The organism is Streptomyces sp. NPDC015220 (genome assembly GCF_043079345.1).
In the GTDB taxonomy this organism is placed as follows: Bacteria; Actinomycetota; Actinomycetes; order Streptomycetales; family Streptomycetaceae; genus Streptomyces.
Genome location: NZ_JBIBUK010000008.1, coordinates 190,324 through 204,572 on the forward strand (window position 1 = coordinate 190,324; position 14,249 = coordinate 204,572).

Sequence of the window (14,249 nt, forward strand, 5' to 3'; positions counted from 1 at the left end):
GGGGCGGGCGGGACTGAGGTTCCGCGCGGCCGTAGCGTGTTCGCATGACGGACACAAGGGAACGACTGGTCGTGGTCGGCGGCGACGCCGCGGGAATGTCCGCGGCGTCCCAGGCTCGGCGGCTGCGCACGACCGACGAGCTGGAGATCGTGGCGTTCGAGCGGGGGCACTTCAGTTCCTTCTCGGCGTGTGGGATCCCCTACTGGGTGGGCGGCGACGTCGACGACCGGGACCGGTTGATCGCCCGCACCCCCGAGGAGCACCGCTCGCGGGGCATCGATCTGCGGATGCGGACCGAGGTCACGGAGATCGACGTGGCGGCGGGCCGGGTCAGGGCGCGGAACGTCGATTCCGGGGCCGAGTCCTGGACGTCGTACGACAAGCTGGTGATCGCGACCGGTGCCCGTCCGATCCGCCCGGACATGCCCGGCGCGGACGCGCCCGGCGTGCACGGGGTGCAGACCCTGGACGACGGCGAGTCGCTGATGGAGAGCCTGGCCCGCGCGGACGGCCGCCGGGCGGTGGTGGTCGGCGCGGGTTACATCGGCGTGGAGATGGCCGAGGCCCTGATCCGGCACGGTTTCGAGGTGACGGTCGTCAACCGCGGCACGGAGCCGATGTCCACGCTCGACCCGGACATGGGCCGGCTGGTGCGCGAGGCGATGGAGGGCCTGGGCGTCACCATGGTCGGCGACGCGGAGGTGACCAAGGTCCTCACCGGGGAGGACGGCCGGGTCCGGGCGGTGGCCACCGAGGACGCCGAGTACCCGGCGGACGTGGTCGTGCTGGGCATCGGCGTGAGCCCCGAGACGGCGCTCGCGCGGGCGGCCGGGCTCCCGCTGGGCGCGCACGGTGGCCTGCTCACCGACCGCGCGATGCGGGTGCGCGGCCACGGGAACATCTGGGCCGGCGGCGACTGCGTGGAGGTCCTCGACCTGGTCTCCGGGCAGTACCGCTACATCCCCCTGGGCACCCACGCCAACAAGCACGGCCAGGTCATCGGCACCAACGCCGGCGGCGGTTACGCCACCTTCCCGGGCGTGGTGGGGACCGCGGTGAGCAAGGTGTGCGACCTGGAGATCGCGCGCACCGGCCTGCGGGAGAAGGACGCCCAACGGGTCGGTCTGCAATTCGAAACGGTCACCATCGAGTCGACGAGCCGCGCGGGTTACTACCCGGGGGCCTCCCCCATGACCGTCAAGATGCTCGCCGAACGCCGCACCGGCCGCCTGCTGGGCGTCCAGATCGTGGGCCGGGAGGGCGCGGCGAAACGGGTGGACATCGCGGCGGTCGCGCTCACCGCCGGGCTGACGGTGGAGCAGATGACGGCCCTGGACCTGGGCTACGCGCCGCCGTTCTCACCGGTGTGGGATCCCGTGCTGGTGGCGGCCAGGAAGGCGGCGTCGAAGGTCCGCGGCGCCCGGGGCTGAGCCCACCCCGACGGACCGGCCGTTCCCGCTGACCCGCCCCACCGGACCGGCCGTTCCCGCCGCCCCCGCTCCCCCGGCCGTTCCCGCCGCCCCCGCTCCCCCGACCGATCCCGCCGTTCCCGCTTCCCCGGTGGTCCTCGCCGGCCCCGTGGCCCTGGGCGGCGGGACCGGCGAGGCGGGCGCGTCCACCGGCCGCGTCCACCGATTCGCCGGGCGCATCGCGGGCAGTACTTCCGTGTGGTCATCCCCGTCCATGATCTGAACCCGACGCGGCGCACCCCCTGGGTGACGTACGCCCTGATCGCCGCGAACTTCGTGGTGTTCCTGCTGACGCCCGGCATGGCCGGTTCCCTGACGGGCGACAGCACGCTGGCCCAGCTGTGCGACATGCAGGCGTTCACGGAGCACTACGCCCTGGTCCCCCGGGAGCTCGTCCACGGCCTGCTGCCCTCTCTGGTGCCGACGGGCGCCACCGGGGTGGGCGTGCACGGACCGGGCTGTGTCCTGGGGCCGCCGACGTACGACAAGTCACCCGCGCTGTCCGTCCTCACGGCGATGTTCCTGCACGGCAGCTGGCTGCACCTGCTGGGCAACATGCTGTTTCTGCTCATCTTCGGCAACAACATCGAGGACCGGATGGGCCACATCCGCTTCGTCCTGTTCTACGTGGTCTGCGGGTACGCGGCCGGGTACGGCTTCGCGCTCCTGAACGCGGACTCCGCCCAGCCGCTGATCGGCGCGTCGGGCGCGATCGCCGGAGTCCTCGGCGCCTACCTGGTGCTGTACCCCAGGGCCCGCGTGTGGGTCCTCGTCCCGTTCCTGATCTTCCTGCCGCTGCGGCTGCCGGCCTGGATCGTGCTGGGCTTCTGGTTCGTGCTCCAGGCGTTCTACTCGGCCGGCGACGCCGTCTCCCGGGCCGGCACGGTGGCGTACACGGCCCACGTCGTCGGCTTCGTCGCGGGCATGCTGATCGCCCTGCCGCTGCGTCCCGGCACCCCGCAGCCCCCGGAACCGCGCGGCCTGCTCTTCGGCAGGCGCGCCCGCACGGGCTGGTGACCGTGGGAGCCGTGGTTCCGGGGCCCGGCGGCGCGTTTCCGCCGAACCCGGCGGGAACCCGTGCCCCCGCTCTCGTGGATCCGCCGCGGGGAGCGGTTCGGACTCAGTGCCGGACGGGTCGCCCCCGGACCGGTGTCCGGCGGCACGTCGCGATCTGATCCGGCCAGACACGCCCGCAGGGGTTGTCCCGCGCCCTCCACGCGCCCCGGTCCGCCGCACGCCCACGGCCACCGCACGCACCGCCGCCGCACCCCCACAACTACCGCACGGCCCCCACGCCCGCCCGAGGCCACCGCACGCCCCGCCGCCGCACCCCCGCAACTACCGCACGGCCCCCACCCCCGCCCGAGGCCACCGCACGCACCGCCGCCGCACGCCCACGACCACCGCAGGCCCCCCGCGCCCGCCCGCGAGGCCACCCCAACCGAGGCCACCGCACGCCCGAGGCCGCCGCGGGCCCATGGCCGCCGCGGGACCGTGACTCCCCGGCCCCGTTGACGCATTGGTCCAGACCTTCTACGTTGTGGGCGCTCGGACGCACGCGCACGCACGGTTCACCTCAGCCCTGTACCACCCCACGACCACAGGGAGAGCCATGTTCCACCGGCGCAGACCATCGCTCGCAACGAGAACACCCGGCGTCCCCGGCCGCGGCCGGCTCCAGCGGCGGATCGCCGCCCTGGGCACCGCGCTGCTCCTGCCGCTGGCGCTGCTCACCACGCTCGCCGCGCCGGCCCACGCGGCCGGGACACTGACGGCGGCCTTCACCACCCAGGACAACGGTTCCTGGTGGAAGGGCACCTTCGTCGTCCGCAACAGCGGCACGGCCGCCGTCAGCGGCTGGAGCCTGGAGTTCGACCTGCCGGCCGGCGTCACCGTGACCGGCCACTACAACGGCGACGCCACCGTCTCCGGGCGGCACGTGACCGTCAAGAACGCCTTCTACAACGCCAACGTCCCGGCCGGCGGCAGCACCGAACCGTACAGCTACTGGTTCATCGCCAACGGCCCGATCGGCGCCCCGACGGGCTGCACCGTCAACGGCGACAAGTGCGACGGCACGCCCGACGTGCCGCCGACCGCGCCCGGCGCGCCGAAGGCCACCGCGGTCACCGCGCACTCGGTCGCGCTGAGCTGGACCGCCGCGCAGGGCGGTGACCACCCCGTGGCCTCCTACGAGGTGCTCAGCGGCTCGAACACCGTGGCCACCACCAGCGGCACCTCGGCCACCGTCACCGGCCTGACCCCGGCCACGAGTTACACCTTCACGGTGCGGGCCAAGGACACCCGCGGCAACACCGGACCGGCCGGCGACCCGCTGACCGTCAAGACGGTCGACCCGTCCACCGACCCCACCCCGCCGACCGCCCCCGGCAACCTCCGTTCCACCGGCAAGACCTCCTCCAGCGTCGCGCTGGCCTGGGACAAGTCCACCGACAACGTGGGCGTGGCGGCCTATGACGTCTACCGCGGCCCGACCCTGGTGAAGTCGGTCGGCGCGGACACCACGACGGCCACCGTCGACGGGCTCTCCCCCGCCACCGCCTACACCTTCACCGTCAAGGCCCGGGACACCGCCGACAACCCGTCGGCCGCCTCGAACGCGGTGAGCGTCACCACGGACGACGTCGCCGGGGCGGGCAAGCAGCTCAAGGTGGGCTACTTCGCGCAGTGGGGCATCTACGGGCGCCAGTACTTCCTGAAGAATCTCGACACCTCGGGCGCGGCGGCCAAGCTCGACGTGATCAACTACGCCTTCGAGAACCTCGATCCGAACAACCTCACCTGCCAGGCGGGGGTGACCAAGGGCGTCTCCAGCAACCCGCAGGACCCCGACGAGGGCACCGGCGCGGGCGACGCCGACGCCGACTACGCGCGCCCCATGTCGGCCGCCCAGTCGGTGGACGGGGTCGCCGACGACGGCTGGGGCAAGCTCCGCGGCAACTTCAACCAGTTGAAGAAGCTCAAGGCCAAGTACCCCAAGCTGAAGGTCGTGGTGTCGCTCGGCGGCTGGACGTACTCGAAGTTCTTCTCGGACGCCGCCGCCACGCAGGCCTCCCGGGAGAAGTTCGTCAAGTCCTGCATCGACGTGTGGATCAAGGGCGACCTGCCCGTCTACAACGGCGCGGGCGGGCCGGGCACGGGGGCCGGCATCTTCGACGGCATCGACATCGACTGGGAGTGGCCGGGCTCCGAAGGGCACCCGGGCAACCACTACGGCAGCCAGGACAAGGCCAACCTGACCGCCCTGCTCGCCGAGTTCCGCAAGCAGCTCGACGCGCTCGGCGGCGAGCACCGGCTGCTCACCGCGTTCACCCCGGCCGACCCGGCGAAGATCGCCGCCGGCTGGGACCTGAGCCGGATCTTCGACTCCCTCGACTACGCCAACGTGCAGGGGTACGACTTCCACGGCGCGGGCAGCGACAACTCCTGGGAGCCCAAGCGCACCGGTGACGGCTCCAACCTGTACGCCGACGCGCAGGACCCGTATCCGTTCCACTTCAGCATCGAGAACGCGATCCAGGTCTACCTCGACGCCGGGGTCAACCCGCGCAAGCTGACGGTGGGCTTCCCGTTCTACGGGCGCGGCTGGCAGGGCGTCACCGACGGCGGCGTCAACGGCGAGTGGCAGGACGCGAACGGGGCGGCACCCGGCCAGTTCGACACCGAGGCGGGGGTCCGCGGCTACAACAACCTGATCACCAGCTTCCCGACGATGACCGTCCGCCACGACGAGCAGTCCGTCTCGACGTACGGCTACACCGGCGCGGGCGGCCAGTGGTGGACCTTCGACGACGCCTGGTCGATCGGGAAGAAGACCGCCTGGATCAAGTCGAAGGGCCTGCTGGGCGGCTTCGTCTGGGAGATGTCCGGCGACACACCGAGCGGCACGCTGATGACCGCGCTGAACGACGGACTGAAGTAGCGCGGCGGCTCCGGCACTCCTGGTGCCGGAGTCGCGAACGGATCCCGGGCGGGCGGACGGCGGACCGCCCGCCCGGGTCTCGCACCGACGGCCGGGTCAGCGAGCGGTCTGCGTGTGCACGTGCTCGACGAGCCGGGTGAGCGCGTCCGGGTCGGTGGCCGGCATGACGCCGTGCCCGAGGTTGAAGACGTGGCCCTCCAGGCCCGCGGCCGCCTCCAGGACCTCGCGGGTCTTGGCCTCGACGGCCTCCCGGGAGGCGAACAGCACGGTCGGGTCGAGGTTGCCCTGGAGCGCCTTGCCGGGGCCGACGCGGCGCGCGGCCTCGTCCAGCGGGACCCGCCAGTCGACGCCGACGACGTCCGCGCCCGCCTCACCCATCAGACCGAGCAGCTCGCCGGTGCCGACACCGAAGTGGATGCGCGGCACGCCGTATCCGGCGACGGTCTCGAAGACCTTCGCGGAGGCCGGCAGCACCGAGCGGCGGTAGTCGACGGGAGCGAGGGCGCCGGCCCAGGAGTCGAAGAGCTGCACGGCGCTGGCGCCCGCCTCGATCTGCACCTCGAGGAAGGCGGCCGTGATGTCCGCGAGGCGGTCCAGCAGGTCGGCCCACAGCCCGGGGTCGCCGTACATCATCGCCTTGGCGTTCTCGTACGTGCGGGACGGGCCGCCCTCCACGAGGTAGCTCGCGAGGGTGAAGGGCGCGCCGGCGAAGCCGATGAGCGGGGTCGGGCCGAGCTCCCGGGTCAGCAGGCCGATCGCCTCGGTGACGTAGGAGACGTCCTCCGGGGTGAGGTCGCGCAGGCGGGCCAGATCCTCGCGGGAGCGGACGGGCTGCGCGACGACCGGTCCGACGCCGGGCTTGATGTCGAGGTCGATGCCGATGGCCTTCAGCGGCACGACGATGTCGCTGAAGTAGATCGCCGCGTCCACACCGTGCCGGCGGACCGGCTGGAGGGTGATCTCGGTGACCAGCTCGGGCCGCATGCAGGACTCGAGCATCCCGACGCCCTCGCGCACCTTGCGGTACTCCGGCAGCGAGCGCCCGGCCTGCCGCATGAACCACACGGGGGTGTGCGGCACCGGTTCACGCCTGCACGCCTTCAGGAAGGCGGAGTCGTAGGTGGCTGTCGGCGGCTGGTGGCTGGCGGGCGTCTCGTTGGCACTCACGGTGGCAAGTCTCGCACGCCCCCGGGAGCACGACGGCCGCGGTGTGCGGCCCCCGGACGGCGGCGCGGGCCGCGGCGGGGTGTCTTGCCCTGCACGAAGGCCCCGTTCCCCTTAATCTTCCCGGCATGGCTGCGGCTCAGGGACGACTGTCGGACGGCGCTGGCGGAATGGACGAGGCGAAGGAGGAGGACGGGCATGCGAGCAGGGCGGACCAGGCGCCGTTGCCCTTCCGGGCCGCCGTCGAGGCACTGAAGGCCGCGCGGCTGCGACCGCAGGTGGAGATCGAGCAGGTGCCGCCGCCCAAGCGCCTCGCGCCGTTCGCCTACGCGCTGGAGGCCACGGTCGTCGACGGCGACCAGGACCTCGCCGACGGCCGTCTGGTGCTGCTGCACGACCCGGCCGGGCACGACGCCTGGCGGGGGACGTTCCGCCTGGTGACCCTGGTGCGCGCGGAACTGGAGCCGGAGATGGCCGCCGACCCGCTGCTGCCGGAGGTGTGCTGGTCCTGGCTGACCGGGGCGCTGCAGGCGCGCGGGCTGACGTACGGCGAGCCGAGCGGCACCGTCACCCGCGCGAGTTCGCACTACTTCGGCGGCCTGGCGGCACGCCCGGCCGCCTCGCAGATCGAGATCCGTGCCTCCTGGACACCGCGCGAGGGTTTGGGCGGGGCCCCGGACACCGGCGCCCACCTGGCCTCCTGGTGCGATCTGCTGGCCCAGGTGGCGGGTCTGCCGCCGGCCGGGCCGGGCGACGCGTCGGTGGTGACGCTGCCGCAGCGGCGCGGCCCGCAGTCACGCTGAGCGGACGCCCGGCCCCTCCCCGGCGCCCCCGCCACCTCCCGCGCCCGTCTCTCCGCCGCCTCCACCACGCCCGCCTCTCCGTCCGCCGTTCCCGCGCCCGCCACCCCCGCGCCCGCCCCTCCGCCGCCATCCCCGCGTCCCGCCGCCCGCGGCTGCCCCCGCCTCGCCCGGCGACTGCCCCCGCCTCCCCGCCTCCCTCCCTTTCCTGCGGCTCCCCGCCGGCTCTTCCCCCGCCGCTCCCCCGTCGGCCCGGACGGGACGTTCCCGCCCGGGCCGCCTGCCGCTCGCCGACCGCCCGGGTCCGGCGGCCGCCTTCCGCCGGGCGCGGCCGACAACGGCCCACGGCCGGACCGGCCGCCGCTTCCCCGGGACCGCCGCTGCCCCTGGACGACCGCCGTCCCCGACCGCCGCTTCCCCCTCCCGGCCCGGTCGCGCCCCGGCCCGGTCGCGCCCCCGCCCCGGTCACCTGTCGTCGCCCGGCCGCCCAGCACGTCGCGTCCCACCGCCCCCTGCGCCGCACCTCCGCCGCGCGGCCGTGGGGCGGCTTACCGACTCCTTGCCGTCTCTTTGTCGATACGGCCACTTTCGGACATGTAGTGACCCCGAACGGCCCTGAGCGAACCGATTCGACCTTCGGATGATCGACAGTGTGTCCGAATTGCTCGCATTGTTACTCACCAGATCGTGATCATTCTCTAAAGGACAACAGGTTTGATGCCGAAAACGACTGTGACCTTGCAAGTACGGTTCGTCCCGGCTTCGCCCCCACAAGCCGGCCCCGTCCCCCCACTCCCCAGGAGGCCTGGTGTCCGTTCTCCTCGAGCAGCCCGCAAGCCTGGTCGCCTACCGCCCGAACAAGCCGACCGCCATGGTCGTCGTGGCGGACCCGCGCGTCCGATCCACCGTCACCCGTCATCTCTGGGCGCTCGGAGTCCGTGACGTCATCGAGGCGTCGTCCGTCGCGGAGGCCCGTCCCCGCATCGGCAACCCGCGCGACATCTGCGTCGCCGACGTCCACCTGCCCGACGGTTCCGGACTCACCCTGCTGTCCGAGACCCGTGCCGCCGGCTGGCCCAACGGCCTGGCCCTGTCCGCCGCCGACGACATCGGCGCCGTCCGCAACGCCCTCGCGGGCGGTGTGAAGGGCTACGTCGTCACCGGCACCCGCACCAACGTCGGACTCCCCACCCGGCCGGGCGCCGCCCCCATCGGCGCCGCCCGGATGCACCGCCGCCCCCCGGGTGCCCCGAGCCACCCGGGCGGCTACCGCGAGCTGTCCGGCCGTGAGGTCGAGGTGCTGCGGCTGGTGGCCGAAGGCCAGTCGAACAAGGCCATCGGCGTCTCGATGGGCCTGTCCGCGCTGACCGTCAAGAGCCACCTCGCCCGCATCGCCCGCAAGCTCGGCACCGGCGACCGCGCCGGGATGGTCGCCGTCGCCCTGCGGACCGGCATCATCCACTGATCGCCCCGCCGGTCCATTCGCCCCTCGCCGTACCGACACCGCCCAGACCCCTTCGCCGCCCCTTCGCCGACCCCCTGCCGACTCCCACGCAGTCCGTTCCCCCGAGTGCTCCACCGCCCGCCCGTCACCCGGACGCCGTCCCGTCACCCGAACGCCGCCGTCCCGTCGACCGTCCCCGCCGCGCGCCGTCCCCGTGAAGCGCCGGCCCGTCCCCCCGTACTGGCCGTGAACCGGACGTGTCGCGGACCTGACCGGTTTACGACCCCTCGGCGCCCGTCGACGGAACGTTTCGTCGGCGGGCGCCGTCCATCCACGGATACCCTTGACAGGTGACCGACGCCCAAGAAACCGCAGCAGACAGCTCACTGCGAACCACCGGAGGCGCCCCTCCGGACGATGGCGGAACTTCTGATATCGGGGCGCCGATCCCATTGCTCGAACCACGTGAGGGCATTCCGCCCGTGATCGCCGACGCGGCCTCGCTCGCCCGGGTGGTCGACGCGTTCGCCGCGGGCTCCGGCCCCGTCGCCGTCGACGCCGAGCGCGCCTCCGGCTACCGCTACGGCCAGCGCGCCTATCTGGTCCAGCTGCGCCGCGAGGGCGCCGGGACCGCGCTGATCGACCCCGTCGCCTGCCCCGACCTGTCCGGCCTCGGCGAGGCGCTGTCCGGCGTCGAATGGGTGCTGCACGCCGCCACCCAGGACCTGCCCTGCCTGCGCGAGATAGGCATGGTGCCCACCAGCCTGTTCGACACGGAGCTGGCCGGCCGGCTCGCCGGGTTCCCCCGGGTCGGTCTCGGCGCCATGGTCGAGAACGTGCTCGGCTTCGTGCTGGAGAAGGGCCATTCCGCCGTGGACTGGTCCACCCGGCCGCTGCCCGAGCCCTGGCTGCGCTACGCCGCCCTCGACGTGGAGCTCCTCGTCGACCTGCGCGACGCGCTGGAGAAGGAGCTGGACCGGCAGGGCAAGCTGGAGTGGGCCCTGCAGGAGTTCCACGCCATCGCCTCGGCGCCGCCGTCCGAGCCCCGCAAGGAGCCCTGGCGCCGCACGTCGGGGATGCACAAGGTGCGGCGCAGGCGGCAGCTCGCCGTCGTGCGGGAGCTGTGGGAGACCCGGGACCGGATCGCCCAGCGACGGGACGTGTCACCGGGCAAGGTGCTGCCGGACGCGGCCATAGTGGAGGCCGCGCTCTCCCTTCCGCCCAACGTGCACGCGCTCGCCGCGCTGAACGGTTTCGGACACCGGACGGGCCGCCGTCAGCTGGAGCAGTGGCAGGCGGCGGTGGACCGGGCCCGCGCCCTGTCGGAGTCGGCGCTGCCGCAGCCGGGGCAGCCGGTGACCGGCCCCCCGCCGCCGCGGGCGTGGGCCGACAAGGACCCCGTTGCCGCGGCCCGGCTGTCGGCCGCCCGCGCCGCCGTCACCGCACTGGCGGAACGGCTGAACATGCCGCAGGAGAACCTGATCTCGCCGGACACGGTGCGGCGGCTGTGCTGGGAGCCGCCGAAGGGCGCCGACACCGAGTCGGTCGCGGCCGCGCTGGCCGGACACGGCGCGCGCCCGTGGCAGGTGGAGCAGGTGACGCCGGTGCTGGTGGAGGCCCTCACGGTCCAGGGCGGCTAGCTCCGCGACCGGGAGGGTTCACCGGCTCGCGACGACGCGGCACGGCGCTCCCCCCGGCCTTCGGCCGGGAGCGTCCCACACCGCGTCGTCGCGAGCACCCCGGTCCATCCGGTACGAGGGCGACGCTCCGCCTCGCCACGCACCGCACCGGGCGCCGCCACGCCTCTCGGCGGAGCTTTCCGGCCAGATCGCCGGCCGCGGACTCCTCCGTTCGGCTCGGGCCGGCCGGCCCCGAACCCAGTGGCGGGCCCCGGTGTTGCGGACAGGCCGTGCCGGGGCACCGGAACGTGTGACGTTCAACGCTTGGGGCGGGGGGACTGGGCAGTTACATTACCCGTGAGTAGCATGAGGACTGAGCGCGCGCTCAGCGTTGCGCATCGCAGCAGTGCCATCCCGCACCCTGGAGGAGAGCCATCGTGCCTCGTACCGTCAGGGACGTCGTCTTCGTCGACGGCGTCCGCACCCCGTTCGGCAAGGCGGGCCCGAAGGGCATCTACCACGAGACCCGCGCCGACGACCTCGTCGTGAAGGCGATCCGGGAGCTGCTGCGCCGCAACCCCGGTCTCGACCCGAAGAAGGTCGACGAGGTCGCCGTGGCCGCGACCACGCAGATCGGCGACCAGGGGCTGACCATCGGCCGCACGGCCGGTATCCTCGCCGGTCTGCCCACCTCGGTCCCCGGCTACTCCATCGACCGCATGTGCGCGGGCGCGCTGACCGCCGTCACCACGGTCTCCGGCTCCATCGCCTTCGGCGCGTACGACGTCGCCATCGCGGGCGGCGTCGAGCACATGGGCCGCCACCCGATGGGCGAGGGCGTCGACCCCAACCCGCGGTTCGTCAGCGAGAAGCTGGTCGACGAGTCGGCCCTGTTCATGGGCATGACCGCGGAGAACCTGCACGACCGCTACCCGCGGATCACCAAGCTGCGCGCCGACGAGTACGCGGTGCGTTCGCAGGAGAAGGCCGCCAAGGCGTACGCCAACGGCAAGATCCAGCAGGACCTGGTGCCGATCTCGGTGCGCCGCACCAGCCCCGACGCCGGCGAGACCGGCTGGGGTCTGGTCACGGCCGACGAGCCGATGCGCCCGGGCACCACCCTGGAGAACCTGGCCGGCCTGAAGACGCCGTTCCGCGTGCACGGCCGGGTCACCGCGGGCAACGCGGCCGGTCTCAACGACGGCGCCACCGCCTCGGTCATCGCGAGCGAGGAGTTCGCCCGCGAGAACGGCCTTCCGGTCAAGATGCGCCTGGTCTCCTACGCCTTCGCCGGCGTGGAGCCGGAGGTCATGGGCTACGGCCCGATCCCCGCCACGGAGAAGGCGCTGGCCAAGGCCGGCCTGTCCATTTCCGACATCGGCCTGTTCGAGATCAACGAGGCGTTCGCCGTCCAGGTCCTGGCCTTCCTCGACCACTACGGCATCGCGGACGACGACGAGCGCGTCAACCAGTACGGCGGCGCCATCGCCTTCGGCCACCCGCTGGCCTCCTCCGGCGTCCGTCTGATGACGCAGCTCGCCCGCCAGTTCGAGGAGCAGCCGCAGGTCCGCTACGGCCTGACCACCATGTGCGTCGGCTTCGGCATGGGCGCGACGGTCATCTGGGAGAACCCGCACTTCGAGGGGGACAAGTGAGCACCACCGCAGAGCTGCTGAAGGGTGCGGCCGAGCTGTTCCCCGGCGAGGTCGTCACGCAGGCGCACGTACGCCACTTCGACCTGCCGCTGGGCGCCGGGCGCTTCGCGCTGATCACCCTCGACAACGGTCACGACCACACCAAGCCGACCACGCTCGGCCCGCAGTCGCTGGCCAACATCGACGCCGCGATCGACCAGGTCGAGAAGGAGGCCGCGGACGGCGACATCGTCGGCGTCGGCGTCACCGGCAAGCCGTTCATCTTCGCGGTCGGCGCCGACCTGAAGGGCGTCGAGCTGCTCAAGCGGCACGACCACGCGCTGGCCATCGGCAAGGGCGGCCACGAGGTCTTCAAGCGGCTGTCGAAGCTCGCCGTCCCCACCTTCGCCTACTACAACGGCGCGGCGATGGGCGGCGGCGTCGAGATCGGCCTGCACTGCGCCTACCGCACGGTGTCCGCGGCCCTTCCGGCGTTCTCCCTCCCCGAGGTCTTCCTCGGCCTGGTCCCCGGCTGGGGCGGCTGCACGCTGCTGCCGAACCTGATCGGCGCGGACAAGGCCGTCTCGGTCATCATCGAGAACAGCCTCAACCAGAACAGGCAGCTCAAGGGCGCGCAGGTCTACGAGCTCGGCATCGCCGACGCGATCTTCGAGGGCGCGGACTTCCTGGAGCAGTCGCTGATCTGGACGGCGGCGGTCCTCAAGGGCGAGATCGCCGTCGAGCGCCCGGCGATCGACCGCGGTGAGGGCTGGGACCAGGCCGTCGCGCGCGGCCGGTTCATCGCCGACTCCAAGGTGCACGGCGCGGCCCCGGCCGCCTACCGCGCCCTGGACATCATCGCCGCCGCCAGGAACGGCGACCTCCAGCAGGGCTTCGACGCCGAGGACCAGGCCCTCGCCGACCTGATCATGGGCGGTGAACTGCGCGCCGGCATCTACTCGTTCAACCTCGTCCAGAAGCGCGGCAAGCGCCCGGCGGGCGCCCCGGACAAGAACCTCGCCCGCCCGGTGACCAAGGTCGGCGTGGTCGGCGCGGGCCTGATGGCCTCCCAGCTCGCCCTGCTCTTCCTGCGCCGCCTCGAGGTGCCGGTCGTCCTCACCGACATCGACCAGGAGCGCGTCGACAAGGGCGTGGGCTACGTCCACGCCGAGATCGACAAGCTGCTGGGCAAGGGCCGGATCAACCAGGACAAGGCCAACCGCCTGAAGGCGCTGGTCTCCGGCGTCCTGGACAAGGCCGAGGGCTTCGCGGACGCCGACTTCATCATCGAAGCCGTGTTCGAGGAGATGGGCGTCAAGCAGAAGGTGTTCGCGGAGGTCGAGGCGGTCGCCCCGGCGCACGCAGTCCTCGCCACGAACACCTCCTCCCTCTCCGTGTCGGAGATGGCGGCCAAGCTGAAGCACCCCGAGCGGGTCGTCGGCTTCCACTTCTTCAACCCGGTCGCCGTCCTCCCGCTGCTGGAGATCGTCCGGGGCGAGCGGACGGACGACGCCTCGCTGGCGACCGCCTTCGCGGTGGCCAAGAAGCTGAAGAAGACCGCGGTCCTGGTCAAGGACGCCCCGGCGTTCGTCGTGAACCGCATCCTGACCCGCTTCATGGGCGAGATCCAGAACGTCATCGACGAGGGCACCCCGGTCGAGGTCGCCGAGCAGGCGGTCGAGCCGCTCGGCCTGCCCATGTCGCCGCTGGTCCTCCTGGAACTGGTCGGCCCGGCGATCGGCCTGCACGTCTCGGAGACCCTCAACAAGGCGTTCCCGGACCGCTTCACGGTCTCCCCCAACCTCAAGGCGGTCGTCGAGGCCGGCAAACGCGGCTTCTACGTCTACGACAGCGGCAAGCCCGAGCTGGACCCGGAGGTCGCCGCGCTGCTGAAGCAGGGCGACACCGTCCTGACCCAGGAGGAGGTCCGCGCCCGTGTCCTGGACGCGGTGGCCCAGGAGATCGGCCTGATGCTCGACGAGGGCGTCGTCGCCGAGGCCCAGGACATCGACCTGTGCCTGATCACCGGCGCCGGCTGGCCCTTCCACCTGGGCGGCATCACGCCGTACCTGGACCGTGAGGGCGTCTCGGAGCGGGTGAACGGCAAGCGGTTCCTGGAGCCGGGCGTGGCGTCGGTTCCGGCGTAACGCTCCCCGACCGGCACGGAGGGTCCCCG

General features: G+C 72.8%; 9 protein-coding genes. 8 read left to right on the forward strand and 1 reads right to left on the reverse strand.

All coding sequences use genetic code 11. The features are described 5' to 3' along the window. Positions 1-44: 44 nt before the first annotated feature. From ACF061_RS19035 to ACF061_RS19045, 3 genes are all read left to right on the forward strand, one after another. Positions 45-1,430 carry an FAD-dependent oxidoreductase gene (locus tag ACF061_RS19035; RefSeq protein ID WP_392268042.1) on the forward strand — a complete coding sequence of 462 codons (1,386 nt, stop codon included), beginning with the start codon at positions 45-47 and terminating at the stop codon, positions 1,428-1,430. 237 nt (positions 1,431-1,667) lie between these two features. After that, positions 1,668-2,486, forward strand: a complete 819-nt coding sequence (locus ACF061_RS19040; RefSeq protein WP_392268043.1) for a rhomboid family intramembrane serine protease — start codon at positions 1,668-1,670, stop codon at positions 2,484-2,486. A gap of 595 nt (positions 2,487-3,081) precedes the next feature. Further along, positions 3,082-5,412 carry a glycosyl hydrolase family 18 protein gene (locus ACF061_RS19045; RefSeq protein ID WP_392268044.1) on the forward strand — a complete coding sequence of 777 codons (2,331 nt, stop codon included), beginning with the start codon at positions 3,082-3,084 and terminating at the stop codon, positions 5,410-5,412. Between the two features lie 96 nt (positions 5,413-5,508). Here the strand turns inward: ACF061_RS19045 and hemE are convergent, their stop codons facing one another. After that, positions 5,509-6,579, reverse strand: a complete 1,071-nt coding sequence (gene hemE, locus ACF061_RS19050; protein WP_392268045.1) for a uroporphyrinogen decarboxylase — start codon at positions 6,577-6,579, stop codon at positions 5,509-5,511. 125 nt (positions 6,580-6,704) lie between these two features. On the opposite strand from hemE, the gene ACF061_RS19055 reads away from it, so the two are divergent. The 5 genes from ACF061_RS19055 to ACF061_RS19075 all read left to right on the forward strand — a co-directional run bounded on the left by ACF061_RS19055 (position 6,705) and on the right by ACF061_RS19075 (position 14,220). After that, positions 6,705-7,379, forward strand: coding sequence for a DUF3000 domain-containing protein (locus ACF061_RS19055; protein ID WP_392268046.1), 675 nt, complete (start codon positions 6,705-6,707; stop codon positions 7,377-7,379). 805 nt (positions 7,380-8,184) lie between these two features. Next, the gene (locus ACF061_RS19060; protein ID WP_392268047.1) at positions 8,185-8,841 is read left to right on the forward strand and encodes a LuxR C-terminal-related transcriptional regulator; all 657 of its coding nucleotides are present in this window, start codon (positions 8,185-8,187) and stop codon (positions 8,839-8,841) included. A 329-nt stretch (positions 8,842-9,170) separates the two neighbouring features. Next, on the forward strand, positions 9,171-10,460 hold the full coding sequence (locus ACF061_RS19065; RefSeq protein WP_392268048.1) for an HRDC domain-containing protein: 1,290 nt from the start codon (positions 9,171-9,173) through the stop codon (positions 10,458-10,460). A 416-nt stretch (positions 10,461-10,876) separates the two neighbouring features. Then, complete coding sequence (locus tag ACF061_RS19070) at positions 10,877-12,094, forward strand: thiolase family protein (protein ID WP_392268049.1); 1,218 nt, start codon at positions 10,877-10,879, stop codon at positions 12,092-12,094. Next, on the forward strand, positions 12,091-14,220 hold the full coding sequence (locus ACF061_RS19075; RefSeq protein WP_392268050.1) for a 3-hydroxyacyl-CoA dehydrogenase NAD-binding domain-containing protein: 2,130 nt from the start codon (positions 12,091-12,093) through the stop codon (positions 14,218-14,220). The genes ACF061_RS19070 and ACF061_RS19075 overlap by 4 nt, the downstream gene beginning before the upstream one ends. Positions 14,221-14,249: the final 29 nt, after the last annotated feature.